Annotated in this window: 22 protein-coding genes and 1 tRNA gene; 14 read left to right on the top strand and 9 right to left on the bottom strand. The window is 65.8% G+C overall.

From position 1 onward, the window contains the following. Positions 1-18: 18 nt before the first annotated feature. The gene (locus FG95_RS19530) at positions 19-951 is read left to right on the top strand and encodes a DMT family transporter (protein ID WP_037558145.1); all 933 of its coding nucleotides are present in this window, start codon (positions 19-21) and stop codon (positions 949-951) included. On the opposite strand, the gene FG95_RS19535 is transcribed toward FG95_RS19530, so the two are convergent. Both FG95_RS19535 and FG95_RS19540 read right to left on the bottom strand, forming a co-directional pair. Next, positions 932-2,218: an MFS transporter gene (locus FG95_RS19535; protein ID WP_235211628.1), complete on the bottom strand. Its 1,287-nt coding sequence runs from the start codon at positions 2,216-2,218 to the stop codon at positions 932-934. The genes FG95_RS19530 and FG95_RS19535 overlap by 20 nt on opposite strands. Positions 2,219-2,287: 69 nt before the next feature. Beyond that, the gene (locus tag FG95_RS19540) at positions 2,288-2,821 is read right to left on the bottom strand and encodes a septal ring lytic transglycosylase RlpA family protein (protein WP_037558147.1); all 534 of its coding nucleotides are present in this window, start codon (positions 2,819-2,821) and stop codon (positions 2,288-2,290) included. A 271-nt stretch (positions 2,822-3,092) separates the two neighbouring features. Here FG95_RS19540 and FG95_RS19545 point away from each other — a divergent pair, with 271 nt between their 5' ends. The 5 genes from FG95_RS19545 to FG95_RS19565 all read left to right on the top strand — a co-directional run bounded on the left by FG95_RS19545 (position 3,093) and on the right by FG95_RS19565 (position 9,581). Next, positions 3,093-3,974, top strand: coding sequence for a Rossmann-like and DUF2520 domain-containing protein (locus tag FG95_RS19545; protein WP_037558149.1), 882 nt, complete (start codon positions 3,093-3,095; stop codon positions 3,972-3,974). Between the two features lie 16 nt (positions 3,975-3,990). Beyond that, the gene (locus FG95_RS19550) at positions 3,991-6,297 is read left to right on the top strand and encodes an ATP-dependent helicase (RefSeq protein ID WP_037558204.1); all 2,307 of its coding nucleotides are present in this window, start codon (positions 3,991-3,993) and stop codon (positions 6,295-6,297) included. 72 nt (positions 6,298-6,369) lie between these two features. Continuing rightward, positions 6,370-7,299, top strand: coding sequence for a DUF4349 domain-containing protein (locus tag FG95_RS19555; protein WP_037558151.1), 930 nt, complete (start codon positions 6,370-6,372; stop codon positions 7,297-7,299). A gap of 50 nt (positions 7,300-7,349) precedes the next feature. Beyond that, positions 7,350-8,399: an aspartyl/asparaginyl beta-hydroxylase domain-containing protein gene (locus FG95_RS19560; protein ID WP_235211629.1), complete on the top strand. Its 1,050-nt coding sequence runs from the start codon at positions 7,350-7,352 to the stop codon at positions 8,397-8,399. Positions 8,400-8,417: 18 nt separating this feature from the next. After that, positions 8,418-9,581: an acyl-CoA dehydrogenase family protein gene (locus FG95_RS19565; RefSeq protein ID WP_037558156.1), complete on the top strand. Its 1,164-nt coding sequence runs from the start codon at positions 8,418-8,420 to the stop codon at positions 9,579-9,581. Positions 9,582-9,689: 108 nt separating this feature from the next. Here the strand turns inward: FG95_RS19565 and FG95_RS19570 are convergent. Next, positions 9,690-9,765, bottom strand: a tRNA-Ala gene (locus FG95_RS19570). Positions 9,766-9,864: 99 nt separating this feature from the next. On the opposite strand from FG95_RS19570, the gene FG95_RS19575 reads away from it, so the two are divergent. Beyond that, positions 9,865-10,881 carry an NADP-dependent oxidoreductase gene (locus FG95_RS19575; RefSeq protein WP_081933278.1) on the top strand — a complete coding sequence of 339 codons (1,017 nt, stop codon included), beginning with the start codon at positions 9,865-9,867 and terminating at the stop codon, positions 10,879-10,881. An 18-nt stretch (positions 10,882-10,899) separates the two neighbouring features. Here the strand turns inward: FG95_RS19575 and FG95_RS19580 are convergent, their stop codons facing one another. Next, positions 10,900-12,246: a DEAD/DEAH box helicase gene (locus FG95_RS19580; protein WP_037558158.1), complete on the bottom strand. Its 1,347-nt coding sequence runs from the start codon at positions 12,244-12,246 to the stop codon at positions 10,900-10,902. A gap of 114 nt (positions 12,247-12,360) precedes the next feature. Next, a complete protein-coding gene (locus FG95_RS19585) occupies positions 12,361-12,891 on the bottom strand; it encodes a hypothetical protein (RefSeq protein WP_052182543.1) in 531 nt (176 codons plus the stop codon). Positions 12,892-13,078: 187 nt separating this feature from the next. Between FG95_RS19585 and FG95_RS19590 the strand changes: the two genes are divergently transcribed. Then, positions 13,079-14,503 (top strand): FAD-binding oxidoreductase, encoded by a 1,425-nt coding sequence (locus FG95_RS19590; RefSeq protein ID WP_037558160.1) that lies wholly within the window; start codon positions 13,079-13,081, stop codon positions 14,501-14,503. A gap of 100 nt (positions 14,504-14,603) precedes the next feature. Continuing rightward, positions 14,604-15,383, top strand: a complete 780-nt coding sequence (locus tag FG95_RS19595) for a SapC family protein (protein WP_037558161.1) — start codon at positions 14,604-14,606, stop codon at positions 15,381-15,383. An 81-nt stretch (positions 15,384-15,464) separates the two neighbouring features. Here FG95_RS19595 and FG95_RS19600 read toward each other — a convergent pair whose 3' ends face one another. Beyond that, positions 15,465-15,731, bottom strand: coding sequence for a DUF1674 domain-containing protein (locus tag FG95_RS19600; protein ID WP_235211630.1), 267 nt, complete (start codon positions 15,729-15,731; stop codon positions 15,465-15,467). On the opposite strand from FG95_RS19600, the gene FG95_RS19605 reads away from it, so the two are divergent. After that, positions 15,730-17,031, top strand: a complete 1,302-nt coding sequence (locus tag FG95_RS19605) for an RsmB/NOP family class I SAM-dependent RNA methyltransferase (protein ID WP_037558163.1) — start codon at positions 15,730-15,732, stop codon at positions 17,029-17,031. The genes FG95_RS19600 and FG95_RS19605 overlap by 2 nt on opposite strands. Before the next feature lie 72 nt (positions 17,032-17,103). Here FG95_RS19605 and FG95_RS19610 read toward each other — a convergent pair whose 3' ends face one another. Continuing rightward, on the bottom strand, positions 17,104-18,825 hold the full coding sequence (locus FG95_RS19610; protein ID WP_152567722.1) for a DUF885 domain-containing protein: 1,722 nt from the start codon (positions 18,823-18,825) through the stop codon (positions 17,104-17,106). Between the two features lie 338 nt (positions 18,826-19,163). On the opposite strand from FG95_RS19610, the gene FG95_RS19615 reads away from it, so the two are divergent. The 4 genes from FG95_RS19615 (at position 19,164) to FG95_RS19630 (ending at position 23,350) form a co-directional block, all read left to right on the top strand. Then, a complete protein-coding gene (locus tag FG95_RS19615; RefSeq protein ID WP_081933279.1) occupies positions 19,164-20,477 on the top strand; it encodes an MFS transporter in 1,314 nt (437 codons plus the stop codon). A 126-nt stretch (positions 20,478-20,603) separates the two neighbouring features. Beyond that, entirely contained in the window at positions 20,604-21,272 is a 669-nt protein-coding gene (locus FG95_RS19620) for an RBBP9/YdeN family alpha/beta hydrolase (protein WP_052182536.1), read from the top strand. After that, complete coding sequence (cysK, locus tag FG95_RS19625; RefSeq protein WP_037558213.1) at positions 21,269-22,189, top strand: cysteine synthase A; 921 nt, start codon at positions 21,269-21,271, stop codon at positions 22,187-22,189. The genes FG95_RS19620 and cysK overlap by 4 nt, the downstream gene beginning before the upstream one ends. Positions 22,190-22,198: 9 nt before the next feature. After that, entirely contained in the window at positions 22,199-23,350 is a 1,152-nt protein-coding gene (locus tag FG95_RS19630) for a cell wall hydrolase (RefSeq protein ID WP_052182537.1), read from the top strand. Between the two features lie 22 nt (positions 23,351-23,372). On the opposite strand, the gene FG95_RS19635 is transcribed toward FG95_RS19630, so the two are convergent. Then, positions 23,373-23,786, bottom strand: coding sequence for a PaaI family thioesterase (locus FG95_RS19635; protein WP_235211631.1), 414 nt, complete (start codon positions 23,784-23,786; stop codon positions 23,373-23,375). Between the two features lie 50 nt (positions 23,787-23,836). Beyond that, positions 23,837-25,516, bottom strand: a complete 1,680-nt coding sequence (gene ettA, locus FG95_RS19640) for an energy-dependent translational throttle protein EttA (RefSeq protein ID WP_037558168.1) — start codon at positions 25,514-25,516, stop codon at positions 23,837-23,839. Positions 25,517-25,633: the final 117 nt, after the last annotated feature.

Raw genomic sequence — 25,633 nt, forward strand, 5'->3', positions numbered from 1 at the left:
CGCCGCTAGGGCCGCGCCATGACCGCACCGATCAACCTCCGTATGGGCGCCGCCGAATGGGCCATGTTGATCCTGCTCTCGGTCCTCTGGGGCGGTTCCTTCTTCTTTCTCGGGGTCGCCCTGCGCGAGGTGCCGCCCTTCACCCTCGTCCTCGCCCGCCTCGGCCTCTCGTCGCTGCTGATGCTGGGTTTCATGGCCGCGACGCGTCGCGCGATGCCGCGCCGCGCCGGGCTATGGCCCGCGCTTTTTCTTCTGGCGCTGCTCAACACCGCGCTCCCCTTTTCGCTTTTCGCCTATGCGCAGACCCAGATCGCCAGCGGCCTCGCCTCGATCCTCAACGCGACCACGCCGCTCTGGGGCGTGATCGTCGCGCACCTCTTCACCCTTGACGAAAAGGCCACGCCCGCGAAGCTCACCGGGGTCTGCGCTGGTCTTGCCGGGGTTGCCGTGATGATCGGCGGCGCCGCGCTATCGGGGATCGGCACCAACTTGTCCGCGCAATTGGCGTGCCTCGGCGCAACGCTGTGCTACGCGCTCGCCGGCGTCTATGGCCGCCGTTTCCGTGCGTGGGGCGTCGGTCCGCTCGACGTCGCGACCGGGCAGCTGATCGCGGGAACATTGCTTATCCTGCCCGTCGCGCTGTTCGTCGACGCGCCCTGGCGGCTCGCGCTCCCGGGAACGACCACGCTGCTCGCGATCGGCGGGCTCGCGCTGTTTTCGACCACAGTCGCCTATTTCCTCTATTTCAGCCTGATCGCGCGCGCCGGCGCGACCAACACGCTGCTCGTCACATTGCTCATTCCGGTCACCGCGATCCTGCTCGGCACGCTGCTGCTAGGCGAAGTGTTGTTGCCGCGGCACTGGGTCGGCATGGCGCTGATCGCCGCCGGGCTGGTTGCGATCGACGGCCGCCTCGTCGACCGTTTTTGGCTCAACCGGCTTCGGGTCTGAGCATCCGCGCGCGGACCATCAGCAGGCCGAGCCAGCTCACAATCCCGGCAAGCGCCAGATAATAGCCCACGGTTTCGGTCCCGCCGCGTTCGGCCAACGCCTGCGCGATGATCGGCGCCATCGCGCCGCCCAGGATGCCGCCCGCGTTGAACGCCACCGACGCCCCCGTATAGCGCACGCGCACCGGAAACAGCCCGGTTAGCCAGCTTCCGAGCGGGCCATAGACCAGCCCCATCACGAACAGCGCTGTCGCCAGCCCGAGGAATATCAGCGGCCAGCTTTCCGACGCCAGTGATGGCCCGAACAGGAAACCGATCAGGATCGTCGCGCCGCAGCCCCAGCTCAGCACACGCTGCGCGCTCGACGCGTCGCTCCAATAGCCCGCGACGATGATCCCGGCGGCCATGAACAGGATCGCGCCGAGCTGGATCAGCAGGAACTGCTCCTTAGGATAGCCGAGTGCGGTCGTCCCGTGCGCGAGCGCGAAGCTGGTCGCGAGATAGAAGATCGCAAAACAGGCGACGACCGCGAAGGTCCCCGCGAGCGTCGCGACCAGATGGTGCCGGAATAGCTCGCCGAGCGGCACCGCGACCGGCGCTTCCTTGGCGACGGCTTGGGCGAAATCGGGCGTCTCGCCGATCTTCAACCGCACCCACAGCCCCAGTCCGACGAGCACCGCCGACAGCAGGAACGGTATGCGCCAGCCCCAGGCGGCAAAGTCGGCGTCGCTCAGCCCCAGCCCCAGAAGCAGGAACAGGCCGTTCGCGGCGATGAAGCCGACCGGCGCGCCCAATTGCGGAAACATGCCGAAGCGCGATTTCCATCCCGGCGGCGCATTCTCGACCGCGAGCAGCGCTGCCCCGCCCCATTCGCCGCCGAGCCCGAAGCCCTGCCCGAAGCGCAGGATGCACAGCAGCAGCGGCGCGACCCAGCCAACCATCGCATAGGTCGGCAGGAAGGCGATCAGCAAGGTCGAGGCACCCATCAGCATCAGCGAGGCGACGAGGGTCGACTTGCGCCCGATCCGGTCGCCATAATGGCCGAAGACGATCGCCCCGACGGGCCGCGCGAAAAAGGCGAGCCCGAACGTCATGAAGCTGTACATCAGCTGCGCCGAGGCCGAACTTTCGGGAAAGAAGAGCGGCCCGAACACCAGCGCTGCCGCGGTGCCATAGATGTAGAAATCATAAAATTCGACCGCGGTGCCGGCGAGGCTCGCGGTCAGGATGCGTCGATGCTGTCGATAGGGTGCCAGATCCACGGGCAACGCCCCTCCCCTTCAAAGTTGGCGACGCTTTGGGCGCGCGTTCCATCGCGCGCAAGCATAATGCGAACGTCAGCGTCCCCCCGCGGCGAGTTGCGCGCGCAGGCGCACCAACTCGCGCTCGGGCACCCGCGACATCGAAGCCGCGGGCTTGCCCTTGCGCAGCCGTTCGCGGTCCTTCTCCGACGGCTCGACGCGGCGCACGCGCACCGGCGCATGCCCCTGCGCCTTCATGCCGAGCTGTTCGGCCGCGCCGCGTGACAAGTCGATGAGCCGCCCGCGCGCGAACGGTCCGCGGTCGTTGACGCGGACGATGATCCGCCGCCCGCTATCGAGCGCGGTAACCTCGACATAGGTCGGCAGCGGCAATGTCGTGTGCGCGGCGGTGACCCAGCCGGGACGGAATTTCTCGCCGTTGGCGGTGTGGTTCCCCGATTCGCCGCCGTACCAGCTCGCATAACCGAGCGCGTCATAGGCGGGCGCGGCGGCGGGCACATAGGTCGTGCCGCGGATGCTATAGGCGGGCCCGATACGCACGGGGGCGTCGGCCACCGGGCGATAATTGCCGCCGGCGCACGCGGAGAGCGCCAGAAGGGGTAAAGTCATTCCGGCGAGTTGCGTTGTCGAGCGTCGCTGCATCGCGCGACCGTAGAGGCCGGATATGGGGAGATAAAGTCCTTATGGGCGGCTTTGGGGTGGGGAGCTGCCGTTTAGAGAATGCGTCGCCCCCGCGAAGGCGGGGGCCGCTAGCGGCCTTATTCAGCGGCGCCTGCGTAAACCGACAGCGGCCCCCGCCTTCGCGGGGGCGACGGCAGCTTCCGGCCGAACGCCGATGTTCCATTCGCCAAACATCCGCTCGCGCATTACATCCGGGCCCATGACCGATTTCCGCTTTCATCGGCCCGGCATCGTCGGCGCGGGTCGCGTCGCGCGGGCGCTCGCGCTCGCGCTGAGACGACATGCGACCGAACCGCCGATGCTGTGGGGCCGCTCCCCCGAAAAGGCAGGCGGCGCGGCAACCGCAGTCGGCGCCGTCGCGGAACCGGACCTCGGTCGCCTGATCGCCGAATGCGACGTCATCGCGATCGCGGTCGCCGACGATGCCCTCACCGATGTCGTGTCCCGCATCGCGGCGGCGCTCCCCGCGGGCCCCTCTCCCTTCATCTTTCACGTCAGCGGACGCAACGGAGCGGCGGCGCTCGAAACGCTCGGCAAGACCGGCGCAATGGTCGCCGCGATCCATCCGGCGATGACCTTTACCGGCGATCCCGAAGCGGAAGTTATCCGCATGACCGGAGCGCGGTTTGCGATCACAGCGGCGCCCGGCGAGGCCATCGAACGGGCGCGGCAAATCGTCGCATCGTTCGGCGGGGTTGCGGTCGAAATCGCCGAGGATCGGCGCGCGCTCTATCATGCCGCGCTTTGCCACGCGTCGAACCATCTCGTCACGCTGATCAGCGGCGCGGCGCACGGACTGGAGCGCGCCGGGGTCGATGATCCGGCGGCATTGCTTGCTCCGCTCGTCCGCGCCGCGCTCGATAACAGCCTCGCGCACGGTTTTGCGGGATTGTCGGGCCCGCTTTTGCGCGGCGACGCGCAGACGATCGGCGGCCATCTCGAAACACTCGAGGCGCATAGCCCTAGCCTGCTGCCCGCCTATCGTGCGATGGCGCGCGCGACGCTCGACGAACTCAAGCGCCGCGAAACCACGCCCTCGGACCATCTCCCCGCACTGGACAGGCTGCTCGCTGTTCCCTAATCGTTCGCGCGTGAACATGTCTCCCACCTCGACGCCTGACCTGACCCGCCCCGACCCGTCGGACCCGCCCTATCTGCAGGGCCTCAACGGTCCGCAGCGGCAAGCGGTCCTGACCACCGAAGGCCCCGTGCTGATGCTCGCGGGGGCCGGCACGGGCAAGACCGCCGCGCTCACCGCACGCCTCGCCCATATCATCGCGACGCGCCGCGCGTGGCCGTCCGAAATCCTCGCGGTCACCTTCACCAACAAGGCGGCGCGCGAGATGCGCGAGCGGATCGGGCGGATGATCGGCGACGCGGTCGAGGGCATGCCGTGGCTCGGCACCTTCCACAGCATCTGCGCCAAGATGCTCCGCCGCCACGCCGAACTCGTAGGGCTGCAGAGCAATTTCACGATCCTCGACACCGACGACCAGCTCCGTGTTTTGAAGCAGCTGATCCAGGCCGAGGGGCTCGACGAGAAACGCTGGCCCGCGCGCCAGCTCGCGGGGCTGATCGACAAGTGGAAGAACCGCGGGCTGACCCCCGCCGACCTCGATGCCGCCGACAAGGAGGCCTATGCAGACGGCAAGGGGCAGCATTTCTATGCGCTCTATCAGGCGCGGCTGAAGACGCTCAACGCCTGCGATTTCGGCGACCTGCTGCTCCACATGCTGGTGATATTGAAGACGCACCGCGACGTGCTCGAACAATATCAGCAACGCTTCAAATATATCCTCGTCGATGAATATCAGGACACCAACGCCAGCCAATATCTCTGGCTGCGGCTGCTCGCGCAGGCGCGGAAGAATATCTGTGTCGTCGGTGACGACGACCAGTCAGTGTACAGCTGGCGGGGCGCCGAAGTCGCAAATATCCTCCGCTTCGACAAGGATTTCCCAGACGCGACGGTGATCCGCCTTGAACAGAATTACCGCTCGACCCCGCAGATTCTCGCCGCCGCATCGGCGCTGATCGCGCAAAACTCGGGCCGGCTCGGCAAGACCTTGTGGACCGAACTCGACCCGGGCGACAAGCTGCGCGTCGTCGGCGTATGGGACGGACCCGAGGAAGCGCGGCGGATCGGCGAAGAGCTCGAAAGCCTCCAGCGCCAGCGCGTGTCGCTCGACCGGGCCGCGATCCTCGTCCGCGCGCAGTTCCAGACGCGCGAATTCGAAGACCGCTTCATCGCAATCGGCATGCCGTACCGCATCGTCGGGGGTTTCCGTTTCTACGAGCGCGCCGAAATCCGCGATGCGCTCGCCTATCTCCGTCTCGTCCAGTCAAGCGCCGACGATCTCGCTTTCGAACGCATCGTCAATGTTCCAAAACGCGGGCTCGGCGACAAGGCGCTCGCGCGCATCCACCAGTTCGCGCGGGCCGAGCAAGCGCCGCTGTTCCACGCCGCGTCGCGGATCACCGAGACCGACGAGCTGACGCCGCAGGCGCGCCGCCAGCTCGTCAATTTCGTGGCGCAGATGCGCGGTTGGCAGGCAAAGGCGAACGAACTGTCGCATCCCGAACTCACCCAGCTCATCCTCGACGAGTCGGGCTATACCGCGATGCTGCAGGCCGATCGCAGCGCCGAAGCCGCGGGGCGCCTCGAAAACCTCTCCGAACTCGTCCGCGCGATGGAGGAATATGAAACGCTCGAGGAATTTCTTGAGCATGTCAGCCTCGTCATGGACCGCGACAACGACGACCAGACCGAGACGGTGACGATCATGACGATCCACGCCGCCAAGGGCCTCGAGTTCGACCATGTCTTCCTCGCGGGCTGGGAGGACGGCGTCTTCCCGTCGCAGCGGTCGATGGACGAAGGCGGCACCGCCAGCCTCGAGGAAGAGCGCCGCCTCGCCTATGTCGCAATCACCCGCGCGCGCCAGCGCGCGAGCATCTATCACGCCGCCAACCGCCGCATCTATGGCCAGTGGATGAGCAGCATCCCCAGCCGCTTCATCGGCGAAATCCCGCCCGAGCATGTCGATAGCGAGAATAGTTTCGGAGGCGGCCAGAGCCTGTGGCGCGCCAATTGGTCGGCGCAGGGCGACCCCTTTGCGCATGTCGCCGAACGCCAGCCTGCGCGCACGATGACGCGCGGCCCCGCATGGCAGCGGGCGCTCGCCTCATCGTCGACCGTCACGCGCGCGCCGGCCCCCAGCGAGAAAGGCCCCGCAGCGTCGGTCGGCGCCAAACCGCGCGCCGACCTCGCGATCGGGATCCGCGTTTTTCATGAGAAGTTCGGCTACGGTGAAATCATCGATATCGACGGCAACAAGCTAGAAGTCGAATTCGATCAAGCGGGCAGCAAGCGGGTGCTCGACAGCTTCGTCAAGCTCGCCTGACGCATATTGTCTACTCAATCAATTATGATATGACATTACATGCGACCCGAGTCGCATGTTGGGAGAGACTTCATGAAAACCAAGCTCTTAGCGGGCGCGATGGCGCTCGCCCTGGTCGGCTGTTCGGAAAAACCCGCTGAAGCGGTCAGAGAGGCCCCTGCTTATGACATGGCGCCGGTCGACGCCTCCGAAGCGGTGTCGACCCAGGCCATTCCCGCGCCATCCACTGTGAGTAGCCCCAATATCAACGTCACCGCGGCGCCCGGGGTCGCGTTCAACTATGCCTATGCCTTCCGGCTCGACGACAATCGCATCGCCAAGGTGCAGGAGGAACACGCCGCGGCGTGCGAAGCACTCGGCACGACGCGCTGCCGGATCACCGGCATGACCTATCGCCTCGTCCGCGGGAATGAAGTCGAGGCGCAACTGCTGTTCAAGCTCGACCCCGCGATCGCGCGCAAATTCGGTCGCGACGCGCTCGGCAGCGTCGAAAGGGCTGAAGGCGTGCTGGCGGAAGCGCGGATCAGCGGCGAAGATGTCGGGACGCAAATCAACGACTCGCAGCGGCGCAGCGCCGATATAGGGGCCGAAATCGCCCGGTTGGAGGCACGGCTCAAGCAGGGCGGCCTCGGCGACCGCGAGCGCACCGAATTGCAGCAACAAATTTCCGCTATGCGTCGGCAGCTTGATGGCGAGCGCGACACGCGCCGCGCCGGCGAAGCGATGCTCGCGACCACGCCGATGCAATTCGACTATGTCGGCACCGGCGGGCTCCCCGGCATCGGCTACGGCAATCCGTTCAGCGACGCGCTGAACATGCTGATCCGTAGCGGCAGCGTGATGCTGTCGTTCCTCCTCGTCGTCGGGGCGGCGGTCCTGCCATGGGCAGCGCTATTCCTGTTGCTGCTCGCGGGATGGCGGACGGCGCCCGCGCTCGCGATCCGGAAATGGCTGCACGGAGCCTCCAAAACGCCCGCCGTTCCGGCGCCGTCGGCCGACTGAGATCCGGGCGCGCGCTTGCAAAGGTCCGGCGCCCCGTTATGGCTGGAGCCATGACGGGGCAGACGACATGGCTGGACCAGGCACGCGACGCCCATCGCCGCGGCGATGTCGCCGCCGAAACCGCCGCGCTCGACACCGCGATCCGGGCCGACCGCGGCAACATCCCCGCATTGCTGGCGATGGCGGAGCTCAAGCGCCGCCTCGCCGACGACCGCGCGGCGGGCAGCTATTACCGCCTCGCGCTGGGCACAGCCGCGCAGGCCCGCAGCGTTCCGCCGTCGCTTCATCCCGGACTCCAACGCGCCGAGCAGTTCCTTGCCGAGACCGACCGCGCCTTTGCCGATCACCTGCTCGGCCAGTTGCGCGGTGCGGGTATCGACACCGGAAACGCCGCGCCACGTGTAGCCGAAGCGCTCAGGATGCTCGCCGGCGAGCAGCCGCTCTACCTGCAACAGCCGAACATGTTCTATTTTCCGGGTCTCGCCCAACGCCCCTTTTTCGAACGGTCCGATTTCGGCTGGGCGAAAGCGGTCGAAGCCGCGACCGACGCGATCCGCGCCGAGTTGCTCGCCATGGTCGATGGCGCCTCCGATCCGTTCGGTCCCTATGTCACCGCCGCGCCCGGTCGGCCACCGCCGAACAATCCGCTGCTCGACAAGCCCGACTGGGGCGCGGCCTGGCTCTGGAAGGACGGCGCGGTCGCCGACGGGATGGCGGCGCTGTGTCCCGCGACCCTCGCCGCGCTGGAACTCGCGCCGCAGCCCGTGATTCCGGCGCGCGCTCCGATCGCGCTCTTCTCGCGCCTGACGCCCGGCACGCATATCCAGCCGCACCACGGCATGCTCAACACGCGGCTCATCTGTCATCTGCCGCTGATCGTCCCCGACGGTTGCGGGCTGCGCGTCGGCGCCGAAACGCGCAGATGGTGCGAGGGCGAGCTTCTGATTTTCGACGACAGCTTCGAGCATGAGGCGTGGAACCGCGGGGTCAGCGACCGCACCATCCTGCTGTTCGAAATCTGGCGCCCCGACATCGATGCCGACGAGCGCGAGCAATTGACGCGCATCTTCGCCGCGATCGACACTTATGGCGAACAATAGACCAGGGAACAGGAAGACATGATCAATCCGGGAATGGATGCCGACATATACGACGCCTTCATCGAGCAGTTGCAACGCTATGTCCGCGAGCGGCTGATCCCGGCCGAGGACCAGCTCGAGGAACTCGGCCGCGTTCCCGACGATATTCTTGCCGAAATGCGCGACATGGGGCTGTTCGGGGTGACGATGCCCGAAGAATATGGCGGCGCGGGCATGAACGTCAGCCAATATGTCGGCTTCATCCGCGAACTCGCTTACGCCTCCCCCGCCTATCGCTCGATCGTGTCGATCAATATCGGCATGGTGTGCAAATCGATCGTCGGTTTCGGCACAGAGCAGCAGAAGGCACACTGGCTGCCCAAGCTCGCGGCTGGATCGATCGCGGCCTTCGGCCTCACCGAACCCGACAGCGGCTCGGACAGCGCGGCGATGAAGACGCGCGCGGTGCAGAGCGGCAACGGCTATGTGCTGAACGGCACCAAGCGCTACATCACCAATGCGCCCTTCGCCGACGTCATCCTCGTCATGGCGCGCACCAATGCCGGGGCATTGCCCAAGAATGCGCATGTCAGCGCCTTCCTCGTCCCGCGCGACGCGCCCGGCGTGTCGATCGGCAAGCCCGACGGCAAGATGGGTCAGGCGGGATCGCAGATCGCCGACGTGATCCTCGAGGATGTGCATGTCGACGGCGATGCGCTGCTCGGCGGCGAGGAAGGGATCGGCTTTCGCGCCGCGATGCAGAGCCTCGACAACGGCCGTCTCTCGGTCGCCGCGGCGAGCGTCGGCTATGCCAAGCGCATGCTCGACGCCGGCCTTCAATATGCGATGGAGCGCAAGGCGTTTGGCGAGCCGATCGCCAATTTCCAGCTGATCCAGGCGATGCTCGCCGACAGCAAGGCCGAAATCTATGCCGCCGATTGCATGTTGAACGACGCATGCGCACGCGCCGATCGGGGCGAGAAGATATTGGTCGAAGCCGCGGCGACCAAGATGTTCGCCAGCGAAATGTGCGGACGCGTCGCCGACCGCGTCGTCCAGATCCACGGCGGCGCCGGCTATCTCAAGGAATATCTGGCCGAACGCTTCTATCGCGACTGCCGCATTTACCGCATTTATGAAGGGACGACGCAGATTCAGCAGCTAGTGATCGCGAAGAATATGATTCGGGATTTCGCTGGTTAAGGGCTAGCGACACCGGTCCGCTCCCCCATCCGGCCTCCCATAGGCTACTATCATCGGGGAGGCCGGGCGGGGAGCGGGCCGGTGCCGACGAAAGGGGAGGAAAGTCGCTGGTGGAGCCGAGGGGAATCGAACCCCTGACCTCTGCAGTGCGATTGCAGCGCTCTCCCATCTGAGCTACGGCCCCGCGACGGGCGGGGTCTTAACGGCACTGGCTGGCAGTGGCAACGGCTTTTCTGACGATTGCCGCCGCCGCGGGAAAAATTTGAGGAATGGGGGGATTCCGATGGCCAAGGCATGGCATTTGACCAGTCGACCGCAGGGGCTGCCGACGCACGACAATTTCGCGCTCCGCGACCTGCCCGACGCACCGCTCGAAAAGGATCAGCTTTGCGTCCGCAACCTCTGGCTGTCGGTCGATCCCTATATGCGCGGGCGCATGAATGATGCCAAAAGCTATGCGGCGAGCTTTCAAATCGACCAGCCGATGACCGGCGGCGCGATCGGCGAGGTCGTCGAAAGCCGGATGGAAGGTTTCGCGCCCGGCGACCTGATCCTTCACATGGGCGGCTGGCGCGACGGCGGCGTGATCGGGCTCGACATGATGCCGAACAAGCTGCCCGCCGCGGCGCTGGCGGCGGGCATGACGCCGCAGACGTTCCTGCACAATATGGGCCTGACGGGCGGCACCGCCTGGATCGGCCTACTGCGCATCGCGAGCGCGAAACCCGGCGATACGGTTTTCGTCTCGGCCGCCGCGGGCGCGGTGGGCTCCGCGGTGGTCCAGATTGCCAAGGCGCGCGAAATGACGGTGATCGGCTCGGCGGGCGGCGCGGAAAAATGCGAATGGGTCCTCGATCTCGGCGCCGACGCCGTGATCGATTACAAGGCGGGACGGGTGCTGCCGCAACTCGCCGCCGCGCTCGAACGCCTCGGCAAGCCGGGAATCGACGTCTATTTCGACAATGTCGGCGGCGAGCATCTCGACGCCGCCTTTGCGACAGCGAATGACTTCGCACGCTTCGCAATCTGTGGCATGATCGATGTCTATAATGATGGAAAATCACAGGAAATGAAATATCTCATCCGCGCGATCCCGGCGCGGATCCGCATGGAAGGCTTCATCTACACCGACCAGTTCATCGAGTGCATGGAGGAATTCTATGCCGACATGGGCGGCCTGATCGCCAGCGGCGCGGTGACGATGCGCGAAACCGTGCACGAGGGGCTGGAAGCGACGCCCGATGCGTTTCTGGGTCTGTTCTCGGGCAAAAATACCGGGAAAATGCTGGTCAGGCTCTGACCTGCAACCAATCCGGCTTCAGCTACCGAAACCCACCGAGAGAAAGTCCGGCATCGGGCCGTTCCAGCCGTCGTCCGGATCATCGTCGTCGTGCTGGCGCGGCTTCGTCGGCGTCGGCTTGCGGTCGCCGGTTTTCTTTGCAGGCTTCGCCGCAGGCTTTTCCGTATCGCCGCGCTTCGTTCTGCCGCCGCGCCCCGACTTCTCGCGTCGCGGTTCGCCTTCTTCGTCCTTTGCCGGCGCGGCGTCGGCTTTGCCGCCGCCATGGACGGGGATCTTGTAGCCCGTCAGCTTCTGGATGTTGTCGACCGCCTCATCGTCCGAGGGGGTTACCAAGGTAAACGCGCGTCCCTTGGCTCCCGCGCGGCCAGTGCGGCCGATGCGGTGGACATAATCGTCGGGATGCCAAGGCGCGTCGAAGTTGAAGACGTGGCTGACGCCCTTGACGTCGAGCCCGCGCGCCGCGACGTCCGACGCGACTAGGATGTTGATCGTTCCCGCCTTGAACCGGTCGAGTTCGGCTGTGCGGCTCGACTGATCCATGTCCCCCTGAATCTCCCCCGCTTTGTAGCCATAGCGCTGGAGGGATTTCGCCAGTTCGCGCACCGTGGTCTTGCGGTTGCAGAAGATGATCGCGGTACCGACTTCCTCCGCCTCGATCAGGTCGCGCAACGTGTCGCGCTTGCCGCGTTCCGACGTCTTTACGAGGAACTGCTCGATATTCTCGTTTCGGCTCGCCGGGCGCGCGACCTCGATCGTCTTCGGATTCGAGAGGAACTTGTCGGCCAGCTTCTTGATCGGCGGCGGCATCGTCGCCGAGAAGAGCAGCGTCTGCCGATTCGCCGGCAGCTTGGTGCAGATATTCTCGATGTCGGGGATGAAGCCCATGTCGAGCATCCGGTCCGCCTCGTCGATCACCAGCAGGTTGCAGCCGGTCAGCAGAATCTTGCCGCGCTCGAACAGGTCCATCAGGCGGCCGGGCGTCGCGATCAGCACGTCGACGCCCTTTTCGAGCGCCTTCACTTGGTCGCCCATCTGCACGCCGCCGATCAGCAGCGCCATCGAAAGCTTGTGATACTTGCCGTACTTCTCGAAATTTTCGGCAACCTGCGCCGCGAGTTCGCGCGTCGGCTCGAGGATCAGCGAACGCGGCATCAGCGCGCGGGCGCGACCGTGCGCGAGAATGTCGATCATCGGCAACACGAAGGAAGCGGTCTTGCCCGTCCCCGTCTGGGCGATGCCGATCATGTCGCGCATCATCAGCACCGAGGGGATCGCGCCGGCTTGAATGGCGGTCGGTTCGTTGTAGCCCGACTCGTCGATCGCGCGCAAAAGTTCGTCGGAAAGGCCGAGGTCGGCAAAATTCATGAGGCAATATGTCCGGAAATAAAAGGAGCGTGCCGCCTCCCACGCAGGCGGACGTTGCCGCGGCCCTTGGGGAAATAGCGGAGAAAAGTCAAGGAAAGGCCGCGAAGAACGCGATCAATCGTCCTCGTCGTCGTGAACCGGGACCATCAGCCGGAACTTGTCGATCTCGCACTTCGCGCCGGTTCGCGCGTGAATCTCATCGCGGTCCTCGCAGAGCTTGCCGTCCTTGCTGCCCTGCATGTAAAAGCCGGCGTAGAAATCGAGCGCGCGACAGCCGCGATTGAGCTGGGCGCGCAATCTCTGCTTCTGCCGCGTGATCAGGTCGATACTGTCGCGCTGAACCGCCTGCATCCCCATGATGTTGCGCATGGCGACGCATTTGGGGGCCTTTTTTTCCTTCCAGACGATCGGCAACTCGATTTCCCGTCTGGGCGTCGAGCGTTCGGCGGCGAAATTGTTGATCGGCGACCGCCGGGCGGGAACGCGGATGATCAATTGCTGCTCGATCACCATCTGCCAGAAGGACGATGCCTGATCGACGGTCGGCGTGGACATCGCCACCAGCGGGTCGGGCGCCGCCGGGGGCGGCGCTGCATCGGCGGCCGGCGCAGCCGCGGCAAACCACAGGAACGCCGCTGTCAGCACAGCCGCGCCGCCGCTCCCTTGGCGTCCTGACAAAAGATGCTGCTCACCCTTGGCTCCCGCGTCCATCCCCGCTGGACGAATACACGCGATTCGTCCATCGCCCCCTTTAACGAGGATGATTGAACATCAAATGAACTGTCGTCCCCTCATTCGCTATCGGGGTGCAGGAATTTACGGAGTGTAAGCTATGACGCAGGCGCCATCGACATCGCTGCTGCGTGACCTCGCGGCTTTGCTCGGGCCCAAAGGCTATAGCGCCGACCCAGACACGATCGCGCCCTGGCTGACCGACTGGCGGGGCAAATATCACGGCCGCGCCGCCGCGATGCTGTCGCCCGCATCGACCGAAGAGGTCGCCGCCATCGTCCGGCTGTGCGCCGACGCGAAGGTCGCGCTGGTCCCGCAGGGGGGCAACAGCGGCATGGTCGGCGGCGCCACCCCCGACGCCAGCGGCGACCAGTTGCTGCTGAGCCTGCGGCGGATGAACCGGATCCGCCATGTCGACGAGGCCGCCCGGCTCGCCGTCGTCGAGGCGGGCGTGATCCTCGAAACCTTCCATAACGATGTGCTGACTCACGGTCTGCGCTTTCCGCTGACTCTCGGGGGCAAGGGGTCGGCTACGATCGGCGGGCTCGTGTCGACCAACGCCGGGGGGACGCAGGTGCTGCGCCACGGAACGATGCGCGCGCTGGTCGCGGGGATAGAGGCGGTGCTGCCCGATGGCAGCGTCTTCGACGGGCTCGCACCGCTCAAGAAGGACAATCGCGGCTATGATTTGCGGCACCTGCTGTGCGGCGCCGAGGGGACATTGGGCATCGTCACCGCGGCCTGCCTGCACCTCGTCCCCGCGGCGGCGGCGCGGCGCACCGCGTGGATCGGCGTCGATTCGCCCGAAAGCGCGCTTCTGCTGCTCCGCCGTCTCGACGCGGCGGTCGGCGATGCGCTCGAGGGGTTCGAGCTGATCCCGCAAAGCTGCCTCGATGCGGTGCTGCGCCATATTCCCCAGACGCGCGCACCGCTTGTCGCCGCGCACCCTTGGCACGTACTGATCGAGCTCGCCGGCGACAGCGATCAGGCGCTGGGCGACGCGCTCGACCCGCAGCTCGCGGCGGCGATCGACGCCGGCCTGATCCGCGATGTGGTGATTGCCAAAAACGAGCGCGAAAGCGACGATTTCTGGCGGCTGCGCGATTCGATTTCCGAAGCCGAGCGCGCCGAGGGGCCCGCGCTGCAACATGATATCAGCGTGCCCGTCGACCTGATGCCCGCCTTTATCGCCGAAAACCCGCGCCGGCTGGATCGCGCCTTTCCGGGCATCGGGGTGCTGTCCTTCGGGCATCTGGGCGACGGCAACGTTCATCATCACGTCCAGCCGCCCGCCGGGGTCGACGCTGCCCCATGGCTCGCCGAACATGGCGCGGCGGTCAGCCGGCTCGTCTATTCGCACGTCGTCGAGCTCGGCGGATCGATTTCGGCCGAACATGGCATCGGCCAGATGAAGCGCGACATATTGGCCGAACTCGACAGCCCGGCGCGGCTGTCGGCGCTCCGCGGCGTCAAGGCCGGTCTCGATCCCGCGGGCATCCTCAACCCCGGCAAACTCATCGCCTGACGCATCGCACATACGATCGCCCCCTTGCGTCGCACGGCGCGGGCCAATAAGGCGCTGTATCTTTTTTGTCCCGCCGACGGGAACCTACCGGAGTTGAAACATGGCCACTGCGCCCGCACCTGCCAACCTGCCGCTGTTCTACAAGGACCTCGCTCCGCTTTCGAGCGTCGATCACGCCGATTTCCGCGCCCGCCCGCTTGACAGCGCCGAATTTCTGGTTGGCCAGCATGCGATTCCGCTGACGTCGGACGAGTTCGTGTCGGCCTGCCGCTTTTTCCCGATCGTCTTTTCGGCCGGCGACAATCCCGTCCCGCTCGCGTTGATGGGCCTCAATGAAGGCATCAACACCTTCGTCGATGACGAAGGCAAGCTGGTCAACCCGGTCTATGTCCCGGCCTATATCCGCCGCTACCCCTTCCTGCTCGCCAAGCTCCAACCCAATACGGACGAACTGTCGCTGTGCTTCGACCCGACCTCGGGCGCGCTCGGCAAGTTCGACGAAGGCGACGAGCTGTTCGTCGATGGGCAACCGTCGGACCAGACCAAGGCGGTGCTCGAATTCTGCAAGAATTTCGAGGAAGCCGGCCAGCGCACCGGCATGTTCATGGACGAGCTGAAAAAGGCCGACCTTCTGATGGACGGCGAAGTCGCGATCCAGCAGGAAGGCAATGACAAGCCCTATGTCTATCGCGGCTTCCAGATGGTCGACGAGAACAAGCTGCGCGAACTGCGCGGCGACGTGCTGCGCAAGCTGATGCAGAACGGCATCCTCGGCCTGATCTTCGCGCATCTCTTCTCGCTGCAGCTGATGCGCGAAGTGTTCGCCGAACAGGTCAAGAGCGGCAAGATGCCGCTGAACACCGAATTGCCCGCCGTCTAAAGGCAGATAAACACAAGGCCGCTCCCGGCTCGGTGCGGGGGGCGGCCTTTTGCGTTTTGGCGGCACCGCTCGGCCGCAGGCTCAAAAGTCGACTGCGACGCCCTTGAGTTCCCAGTCGCCATAGCGCACCGGGTTGCGCCCGCCGGGCTGATCCTCGGCCTTGTCCTCATCGATCGGCCGGGGCGCCGGAACCGCGCTGTTCGTCCAGCCTTCGGGCGCCTTCATATGCGCGGGGCGCTTTACAGCGCGCGGCGTTCCGCCGATGGTCGCGTTCGGGCTGCTGTCGTTCGTCATGCCCGCAATATAGGATTTTTCATGCGCCACGCCAACCACGCCCTTCCCGGTCATGGCTGATCGTCGCCCGCCGCGTCGCCGCCGGTCGCCGGGCGAGGCCGATCCGCCGGGCATGGCGCCGCGCCGCGCCGCGCTCCGCCTGGTCGATGCGATCCTGCGCCGCGGCGATCCGCTCGACGTCGCGATGCACGCCGCCGCGCAGGGGCTGACCGGCGCAGACCGCGCGTTCGCCGTCGCGATCGCGTCCGAAACGATGCGCTGGATGGTCGACATCGACGCGCTGATCGACGGGGCGACGGCGCAAATCCTTCCCGATGACGTCAAATCGCGCGCCGTGCTGCGGATCGCGCTCGCGCAGTTGCTGGCGCTAAAGAGCCCCGGCCATGCGGTCGTCTCTACCGCGCTGCCGCTCGTCGATGGCGGGCCGCGGCGGCTCGTCCACGCGATCCTGTCGCGCGCGCAGCAGGAGGAATGGAGCCTTCCCGACCGCGCGACCCTGCCCCTGCCCGCCGCCGAGCGCTGGGCCGAGCAATGGGGTCTGAAGATGGTCGAAGCCGCCGAAGCAAGTTGGAGCGCACCGCCACCGATCGACCTCAGCTTCGCCGCCGAACCCGGCGCGGACGAATGGCCCGAAGCGCTGTCGCTCGCGCCGCGCCACCGCCGGCTGCCGCGTGGTCAGGCGGTGGAGGCGATGCCCGGCTTCGACGAAGGCGGTTGGTGGGTGCAGGATCTGGCCGCCAGCCTGCCCGCAAGATTGCTCGGTGCCGGCGAAGGCCGGACGGTGCTCGACCTCTGCGCCGCGCCCGGCGGCAAGACGATGCAACTCGCCGCCGCGGGCTGGGATGTCGTCGCGGTCGACGCCAGCGCCAAGCGGCTCGAACGGCTGCGCGCCAATATCGAGCGCACCGGCCTTTCGGCCGCGATCGTGCGGGGCGATATCCGCTCGTGGGACCCGGGCGCACCCGCCGATGCGGTCCTGCTCGACGCGCCCTGCTCGGCGACCGGAATCTTTCGCCGCCATCCCGACGTGCTCCATCGGATCGAGCCGCGGCAGATTGCCGAAATGGCCGCCTTGCAGGCCGATCTGCTCGCGCGCGCGGCGCGCTGGGTCAAGCCGGACGGGACGTTGGTGTATGCCACCTGCTCCCTCGAACGCGCCGAGGGGGAAGATCAGGTGGCGGCCTTCCTCGATCATCACAAGGATTGGGCCGTCGACCCCGTCCGCCCCGACGAACTGCCCGACGCGATCGCGCCCGACGGCAGTGGGTTCATCCGCACCTTTCCCGGTCTGCTCGCCGACGCGGGCGGCCTCGACGGCTTCTTCGTCGCACGGCTGCGCGCGCCTTCAAACTGAATCACGCGAACGCGCCGGCTACTTGAATCGTCATCCCGGCGAAGGCCGGGATGACGGGAAGAGGAGACCTCCTCAGAACACCGCCTTCGGCGCGTCTTCCTTCATCATCGCGGCGCGGACCATCGGGATCGGCGGGCCGCCATAAGACAGGAATTCGTCGTGGAAGGCTTTCCACTTCGTCCGGTCGCCCTTCGTCCAATCCTCGCGCAGCTTGCGGATCATCAGCTTACCCATCGTATAGTTGAGATAGGCGGGATCATAGGTGCCGCGTGCCGCCTGCTGGCGCGCATTGCCTTCGTCCTGATAGCATTGCTCCTTGAACAGCTTTTCCGAATCCGCGACCGTCATGCCCTGCGTGTGCAGGCCGATCGCCGACAGATAGCGGCAATCGCGCAGCAGCGCGTTCGACAGCTGGCCGATGTGCGTTTCGAGGTCGCCCTCGCCCAGTCCGGCATCCCACATCATCTCCTCGGTATAATGCGCCCAGCCCTCGGCAAACGCATAGCCGACGAACAGCTTGCCGAAGATGCTCTCGGCGCGGTTCGAATGGAGGAAGTTGAGGAAGTGCCCCGGCCACACTTCGTGGACCGAGGTGAAGAGCAGATCCTTCTTGCCGGGAATGAAGGCGTCCTGCGTCGCCTTGTCCCACGCCGGATCGGGCGGCGAGATATAATAGACCGACGGCAGGCCTTTCTCATACGGCCCCGGAATATCGATATAGGCGCTGTTCTGCCGGTTGTATGGCGGCGATTCCTCGACCTGCGCCTGTTCGGTGCCGGGGATCGACACGATATCCTTCTCGACCAGAAAGGCGCGCAGGACCGGAAGCTGGCGCCGCGCCTCAGCGACGGGGCCGCCCTCGGGCTTGTCCGAATTCATCTTCTTCATGCAGTCGGCGATCGTCATCCCCGCGGCATAGGTCGCGCAGGCCGCTTTCAACGCGTCCTGGTTGCGCTTGAGGTCGGCGCGGCCGATGCGTTCGAGTTCGGCGAGCGGAGTATCGACGCCCTCGTTGGTCAAGATCATCTTCGCGAACTTGTCGGCGCCCAGCGCATAGCCGTCCGGCGTCCCCGGCTGCGACCCGACATATTCGGCGAGGTCGGTCATCGCCGCGCCCGCTTTCGCTACTGCCTCGTCGAATTGCTTCTGCAGCGCCGCGTCCTTGACCGACGCGAAAGCCGCCTTGGCGTCGCCCTTGTAATAATCGGCAAAGCCGCCGAAGCCCGCGGTGCCATATTTAACGAAGGTCGCGGGAAGCGGGAGCTTGAGGTTCGCCTTGATCTGCGCCGCCGCCGCCGGAACCTTTTCGGCATAGGCGATGAACGCCTTCATCCGCGTGGTCGCGTCAGCATAAGGACGCGCGATATAGACATTGGGATCGAGCGCGCCGGTGTAGAAAGCCGGGTTCTTCTGCGCGAAATCGGTGTCCCGCAGGAAGAAGAGCTGGCCCTGCGCGACATGGATCAGATAGTCGCGCTCGAATTTTTCGGCGTCGGTCATCTCGCCATCGAACGCCTTCGCGTCGGCGATCGTCTTTTCGAGATAGGCGGCCTGCTTTTCGAGGCCCTCGGGCGACCAGTCGGGTAGCTGACCGTCATACTCATGCTTGCCTTGATAGACGGCGAAATTCGGGTTGAGCGGGAAATAGCCGGCGAGAAAATTGTCGCGAAACTCGGTCCATGACTTGGCGCTCGGGGCCGTTGCCGATTTGTTTTCGGATGCGTTGCAAGCGGTCAGCACGAGCAGCGTCACGGCCATGGCAGCGCCGCCGAAACGAGTGAATTTGCGAGTCATTCCCGGTATCTCCCTGATAGTGATGGGGGTTTCTGCCACCCTGACCGACAAGTGACACCCGCTAATCGACGAACGGCAGTTTTGGGGTGGGGAGCGGACATAGGTCCCTAAGGGAACTCAATAGACCGCATCCCCGAGCGAAGACGAGGGGCTATGCCGAGCAAAGTCGAGGCAGCGTGGCTACGCGGTTCTCGCTTCGCTCGAACGAGCCCCTCGTCTTCGCTCGGGGACGCGGGTTCTATAGTTGGCTCGCCAAACCGATTACGTCGCTTCCGGCCGAAACGGCCACGGCACAATTGGCCTAGACAGCTTCGCAAACACCATTACGGCGGTCGGCGATGGCGACGATCCCCCCACCCGAAGGCGAAGATCCGGTGATGCCGGAACCGGCGCCCAAAGCCCCCTCCCCGCTCAGCTTTCCCGACTTCCGCTATTTCTGGCTCGCGCGCTTCACCGCGGTGATGGCGACGATCGCGATGGTCGTCGTGATCGGCTACCAGCTCTACGATACCGCGCGCTCCGACTATGGCATGTCGATCAAGGAGGCGTCGTTCCAGCTCGGGCTGCTCGGCCTCTTTCAGTTCGTCCCGCTCGCAATCCTGACGCCCGTCGCCGGCTGGGCGGCCGACCGGTTCGAGCGGCGGAGCGTCGCGATCTTCTCGAATCTCATCGACCTGCTCATCGCCGCGACGCTCGGCTGGTTCACCTGGACGGACGGGCTGACATTGCCACTGCTCTTCGGCCTCGCCGCGCTGCACGGCGTCGCGCGCGTCTTCTCCGGCCCGGCGATGAGCGCGATCGCGCCCAATATCGTGCCCCCCGCCGTGCTGCCGCGCGCGATCGCGATGAGCAGCATCGCCTGGCAATCGGCGTCGGTGATCGGCCCCGCCGCGGGCGGCCTCATCTATGCCGCCCACCCCGCCTCGGTCTATGGCTTCGCCGCCGCGCTGCTCGCGGTCTCGGCCTTCACCTTGAGCCGCGTGCGCCCGGTTCTGCCCCCGCCCGCCGAAGTCCGCCGCCACCCGCTACGCGAGATGGTCGACGGGCTGCAGTTCGTGTGGGTCGAACGCTTCCTGCTCGGCACGATCACCCTCGACCTGTTCGCCGTGCTGCTCGCCGGCGCAACCGCGATGTTCCCGGTCTTCGCGCGCGACATATTGCACGCCGGGCCCGAAGGCGCGGGATTGATGCGCGCCGCCGTCGCGGCGGGTTCGGTCGCGGTCGCCGTCGGCCTCGCCATCCGCCCGATCGAGCGCAATGTCGGGGTGAAGATGCTGTGGGCGGTCGCGGTATTCGGCGCCGGGACGGTGATTTTCGGCCTCTCGACCAACCTGTTGCTGTCGCTCGGCGTGCTCGTGGTCATGGGCGCGGCCGACATGTTCTCGGTCTTCGTGCGCGGCACGCTCATCCAGCTCAACACCCCCGACCATATGCGCGGCCGCGTCAGCGCCGCATCGGGGCTAGCCATTTCGGCGTCGAACGAACTGGGCGAAATGCGTGCCGGAGCCATGGCCGCGGCGCTGGGACCGGTCGGCGCGGTCGTCGTCGGCGGTGCGGGCGCGATCGGCGTGACCGCGCTCTGGGCGTGGATATTCCCCGAACTCCGCCGCGCGCGCACCTTCGAACCGCAGTTCAGGCAAAGCAAGCAATAGGTCAAAACCATTTGCCGCCCCTCGCGCTCGTTTCGTCCGAAACCTATTGTCAATTTAATTTGTTGAGTTATCTATCTCCTACCCGTCACCGCGGTTCCCCCTTGTCCCCTCAATGGAGAAACCGTCATGCACAGCGCGACGATCCGCCATAAGATCCTCACGATTCCAGGCCTCAACAACAGCGGCCCGACCCACTGGCAAAGCCTGTGGGAACATCGATTCCCCAACAGCGAGCGAATCGAACTCGGGAGCTGGGACAATCCCGACAAGGACCAATGGATCCGGAAAATCGCCACCGCGATCGAGGCCGAGAGCGAACCGGTGCTGATCGCCGCGCACAGCCTCGGCTGCCATGCCTTTGCCCATTGGTTCGCCGGCGCGAGTGCGCTGACGCGGACGCGCATCGCCGGCGCGCTGCTCGTCGCGCCGCCCGACCTCGGCCGGCTGCGGTACAAGCACAGGACGCTGCGCTTTGCCGACTCGCCTACGTTCACATCGCGCACGCCGATGATCGTCGTCGCCAGCGACAATGATCCTTATGCCAAGACCGCGCAGGTGTGGCGCCTCGCGCGGCATTGGGATGCGCGCTTCGTCAACGCCGGGCCCTTCGGTCATATCAACGCCGACTCGGGGATCGGGGACTGGCCTTATGGACAGTATCTCCTCGCCTCGTTACAACCCGCGCCGACGCCGGCATTGGCGGACGAGGCCCGCTGGCTGCGCGCCGGGGACTGGCCAAATCGCGTCCGCCGCGACCCGCGGTTCGAATTCAAGGAAAGAGCGCACCGATCATGAAAGCCAATTCGATCCTCGATACCATCGGGAACACGCCGCACATCCGTATGGCCAAGCTGTTCCCCGACGCCGAAGTCTGGGTGAAGTCGGAACGCAGCAATCCCGGCGGGTCGATCAAGGATCGCATCGGCCTCGCGATGATCGAGGCGGCCGAGCGCGACGGCAGCCTGAAAGCCGGCGGCACCATCGTCGAACCGACGTCGGGAAACACCGGCATCGGTCTCGCGATGGCGGCCGCGGTGAAGGGCTACAAACTCGTGCTCGTCATGCCCGAAAGCATGTCGGTCGAGCGCCGCCGGCTGATGCTCGCCTATGGCGCGACCTTCGACCTGACGCCGCGCGAAAAGGGCATGAAGGGCGCGATCGAGCGCGCGATCGAACTGGTCGAGACGACGCCGGGCGCGTGGATGCCGCAGCAGTTCGAAAATGAGGCGAATATCGACGTTCATGTCCGTACGACGGGCCCCGAAATCCTCGCCGATTTCAAGGACACGCCGATCGACGTGCTGATAACCGGCGTCGGCACCGGCGGCCATATCACCGGCTGCGCGCAGTTCCTGAAAGAGCATTGGCCGAACCTGAAGGTCTTTGCGGTCGAGCCCGATCTCTCGCCGGTCATTTCGGGCGGCCAGCCCGGGCCGCACCCGATCCAGGGCATCGGCGCGGGCTTCATCCCGCGCAACCTGCACACCGATCTGCTCGACGGGGTGATCAAGGTCGACGCCGCCGATGCGAAGAATTTCGCGCGCCGCGCCGCGACCGAGGAAGGCCTGCTCGTCGGCATCTCGTCGGGGGCGACGCTCGCCGCCATCGCGCAGAAGCTCGCCGAGCTGCCGCCCGGCACCCGCGTGCTCGGCTTCAACTACGACACGGGCGAGCGTTATCTGTCGGTCCCCGATTTCCTGCCGGAAATCTGATCTTCCGCCATGCGCCGCGAGGGCGATGACACGGCGTTGCCGCTGCGGCACGACTGGACGGGCTGGCTGTTCGTCCTGATCGCCGCGCTGGCGATCGGCGGCGTGCTCTATGCCAATGGCGCGAAAGACGGCGCACGCTATATGGCGCGGCCGCACCCCGTGGCGCCGCCCGCCGACATCGTGCCCGAAGCGCCGCCGATGGAACTCGCGCCGGTGACCGAGGCCGACGCGCGCACGCAGAATGCGAAGATTCCGCTCGTCACCAAGGGTTTCGCCGCGCCGCGCCCCTTCGTCTATGCGGGCGGCGGCGACGCCAAGGCGCGCGCGCGCGACTGCCTTGCCGCCGCGATGCTCTATGAAGCCGGCGACGATGCCAAGGGGCAACAGGCGGTCGGCCAGGTCGTGATCAACCGCGCGCGCCACCCCGCCTTCCCCAAATCTATCTGCGGCGTCGTGTTCCAGGGCGCCGAGCGCGTCACCGGCTGCCAGTTCACCTTCACCTGCGACGGGGCGCTCGCACGCCGCTATTCGGACGCGGCGTGGCAGCGTGCGCGGGACAATGCCGACCTGATGCTGGCGGGCGGCACCTATCCCAAGGTCGGACTCGCCACCCATTATCACACCGACTGGGTGCGCCCCTATTGGAGCGACAGCCTCGAAAAGATCGCGATCGTCAATACGCATCTCTTCTTCCGCTGGCCGGGCTATTGGGGGACGCCGGGCGCCTTTCGCGGCGCGGTATCGGGCAGCGACGGGCCGGTGGCAAAGCTGGCAGCGATTTCCCCGCTTCACGCGATCGCGCTGGGCCTGTCCGCCGACACCGCTCCGGTCGATGCGAACGCCGCGGTCGGCGAGGCGAAGATCGTGCCCGGCGCCGGCGAGAGCGCGGGCCGCGATACCATCTATATCCAGCTCGACCGCAAGGCCGCGCCCGAAAGCTTCGTGACCACGGCGCTGCGGCTGTGCGGCGACAAGCCCTATTGCAAATTCATGGGCTGGACCAACCCGGTGCTGAAGCCCGACAGCGACGCGATGAACGACACGCAGCGCGCGGCGATGAGCTTCTCCTATCTCCGCGACGACAAGGCGGGGTTCGAAAAGGCGCTGTGGAACTGCAGCGAGTATAAGCGCGACGACGTCCGCCAGTGCATGAAGCGGTAGCGGCGGCCCCCATCCACCGGTCTCAGGGAATCGCGTAGGTCACATTCGCCTGCCCGACCGGCCGGTCGGCATCGTCGGTCCATATCCGCACATCCATCACCGCAAGCCGCTTGCCGAGGCGGAGCATATGCGCGTCGGCGAACAGCGGCCCCGGGCGGCACGGGCGCAGGAACTGGTAATTGAGCGCGCTCGTCACAGCCATCGCGACGGGGCCGATATGCGCGAGGACGAGGGCATAGGCCGCCATGTCGGCAAAACCCATCTGCGTCGGGCCCGAGATCAGCCCGCCGGGGCGCAGCGCCTTGTCGTTCGGGTCCATCCGCGCCTGGATATGGCCGGGCACGGCCGATATCACATAGCCGCGCGAACCCGGCTCGGAATGCGGAAACGCCTGCTTCATGAATTCGTTGAGCGCGTCCGCATCCAAACGGATCACGCCCGAAGAGATTGGCTCCGATATGGGTGCGGCCTCCCCCGCCATCGGGCTTAGCGCGACAGCTTCTTGTAAGTCGTCGCGTGCGGACGCGTCGCGCCTTCGCCGAGGCGGCGGATCTTGTCCTCCTCATAGGATTCGAAATTGCCTTCGAACCATTCGACATGGCTATCGCCCTCGAACGCGAGGATGTGTGTCGCGAGGCGATCGAGGAAGAAACGGTCGTGGCTGATGACCACGGCGCAACCCGCGAAATTCTCGAGCGCTTCTTCGAGCGCCGCGAGCGTTTCGGTGTCGAGGTCGTTGGTCGGCTCGTCGAGCAGCAGCACGTTGCCGCCCTGCTTCAGCATCTTGGCCATATGGACGCGGTTGCGTTCACCGCCCGACAGCTGCCCGACCTTCTTCTGCTGGTCGGTGCCCTTGAAGTTGAAAGCGCCGACATAGGCGCGCGTCTGCATCTCGTGCTTGCCGATCGACATCATGTCGTGACCGCCCGAGATTTCCTCCCAGACATTCTTGTTCGGGTCGAGCGCATCGCGGCTCTGGTCGACATAGCCGAGGCGCACCGTGTCGCCGATCGACACATTGCCGCCATCGGGCTGTTCCTGCCCGGTGATCAGCTTGAACAGCGTCGATTTGCCCGCGCCGTTCGGGCCGATGACCCCGACGATGCCGCCCGGCGGCAGCGTGAACGACAGATCCTCGAACAGCAATTTGTCGCCATAGGCCTTCGAGATGTTCGACACCTCGATCACCTTGCCGCCGAGGCGTTCGGGGACCTGGATGACGATCTGCGCCTTGCCGGGGGTCCGGTTTTCCTGCGCCTCGACGAGCTGGTCGAAGCTCTTGATACGCGCCTTCGATTTGGCCTGACGCGCCTTGGGCGATTGCCGGATCCACTCGAGCTCGTCCTTGATCGCTTTCTGGCGCCCCTGGTCTTCGCGCGCTTCCTGTTCGAGGCGCTTGCCCTTCTTCTCGAGATAGGTCGAATAATTGCCTTCGTAGACGAAATAGCGGCCGCGATCGAGCTCGAGGATCCAGTTCACGACATTGTCGAGGAAATAGCGATCGTGGGTGACGAGGATCACGTTGCCCGGATAGTCGACCAGATGCTTTTCGAGCCACGCGACGCTTTCGGCATCGAGGTGGTTGGTCGGTTCGTCGAGCAGCAGGATCGACGGCTTTTCGAGCAACAGGCGGGTGAGCGCGATGCGGCGCTTTTCACCGCCCGACAGATTCTCGACGCTCCAGTCGCCCGGCGGGCAGCGCAACGCTTCCATCGCGATTTCGAGCTGGTTGTCGAGCGTCCAGCCGTCGATCGCGTCGATCTTTTCCTGCAGCGTGCCCATTTCCTCCATCAGCGCGTCGAAATCGGCGTCGGCGGGCGGGTCGGCCATCAGCGTGCTGATCTCGTTGAAACGGTCGAGCATGTCGGCGACGGGGCGGACGCCGTCCATGACATTTTCCTTGACCGTCTTGGTCGGGTCGAGCTGCGGCTCCTGCGCCAGATAACCGACGGTGATGCCCTCGCCGGGCCAGGCTTCGCCCGCGAAATCCTTGTCGATGCCCGCCATGATCTTCATCAGCGTCGATTTGCCGGTGCCGTTCGGGCCGACGATGCCGATCTTGGCGTCGGGATAGAATTGCAGGCTGAGGTTGTTGAGCGTCGGCTTCTGCGCGCCGGGATAGGTCTTGGTCAGACCCTTCATCACGAAACTATATTGGGCGGCCATGGGGTCAAGCTCCGGTAGTGGCTGGGCCGCGGTCGTGCGGCCGGGAGAGTTGGGGGCCGGTTAGCGAATGGGGGCGCGGTTGGCAATCGGCGCTTGCGGCGGGCCGAATTGCCCCGC

Origin of the sequence: Sphingopyxis sp. LC363 (genome assembly GCF_000756385.1) — a bacterium.
Lineage (GTDB): Bacteria > Pseudomonadota > Alphaproteobacteria > Sphingomonadales > Sphingomonadaceae > Sphingopyxis.

Coding starts and splice junctions, on each gene's coding strand:
- FG95_RS19555 (WP_037558151.1), top strand. CDS start 6,370: ATGAAAACCAAGCTCTTAGCGGGCGCGATGGCGCTCGCCCTGGTCGGC.
- FG95_RS19615 (WP_081933279.1), top strand. CDS start 19,164: ATGGCGACGATCCCCCCACCCGAAGGCGAAGATCCGGTGATGCCGGAA.
- FG95_RS19545 (WP_037558149.1), top strand. CDS start 3,093: ATGACCGATTTCCGCTTTCATCGGCCCGGCATCGTCGGCGCGGGTCGC.
- FG95_RS19595 (WP_037558161.1), top strand. CDS start 14,604: ATGGCCACTGCGCCCGCACCTGCCAACCTGCCGCTGTTCTACAAGGAC.
- FG95_RS19565 (WP_037558156.1), top strand. CDS start 8,418: ATGATCAATCCGGGAATGGATGCCGACATATACGACGCCTTCATCGAG.
- FG95_RS19590 (WP_037558160.1), top strand. CDS start 13,079: ATGACGCAGGCGCCATCGACATCGCTGCTGCGTGACCTCGCGGCTTTG.
- FG95_RS19530 (WP_037558145.1), top strand. CDS start 19: ATGACCGCACCGATCAACCTCCGTATGGGCGCCGCCGAATGGGCCATG.
- FG95_RS19600 (WP_235211630.1), bottom strand. CDS start 15,731: ATGACCGGGAAGGGCGTGGTTGGCGTGGCGCATGAAAAATCCTATATT.
- FG95_RS19540 (WP_037558147.1), bottom strand. CDS start 2,821: ATGACTTTACCCCTTCTGGCGCTCTCCGCGTGCGCCGGCGGCAATTAT.
- FG95_RS19620 (WP_052182536.1), top strand. CDS start 20,604: ATGCACAGCGCGACGATCCGCCATAAGATCCTCACGATTCCAGGCCTC.
- FG95_RS19630 (WP_052182537.1), top strand. CDS start 22,199: ATGCGCCGCGAGGGCGATGACACGGCGTTGCCGCTGCGGCACGACTGG.
- FG95_RS19575 (WP_081933278.1), top strand. CDS start 9,865: ATGGCCAAGGCATGGCATTTGACCAGTCGACCGCAGGGGCTGCCGACG.
- FG95_RS19605 (WP_037558163.1), top strand. CDS start 15,730: ATGGCTGATCGTCGCCCGCCGCGTCGCCGCCGGTCGCCGGGCGAGGCC.
- FG95_RS19560 (WP_235211629.1), top strand. CDS start 7,350: ATGACGGGGCAGACGACATGGCTGGACCAGGCACGCGACGCCCATCGC.
- FG95_RS19610 (WP_152567722.1), bottom strand. CDS start 18,825: ATGACTCGCAAATTCACTCGTTTCGGCGGCGCTGCCATGGCCGTGACG.
- FG95_RS19580 (WP_037558158.1), bottom strand. CDS start 12,246: ATGAATTTTGCCGACCTCGGCCTTTCCGACGAACTTTTGCGCGCGATC.
- cysK (WP_037558213.1), top strand. CDS start 21,269: ATGAAAGCCAATTCGATCCTCGATACCATCGGGAACACGCCGCACATC.
- FG95_RS19550 (WP_037558204.1), top strand. CDS start 3,991: ATGTCTCCCACCTCGACGCCTGACCTGACCCGCCCCGACCCGTCGGAC.
- ettA (WP_037558168.1), bottom strand. CDS start 25,516: ATGGCCGCCCAATATAGTTTCGTGATGAAGGGTCTGACCAAGACCTAT.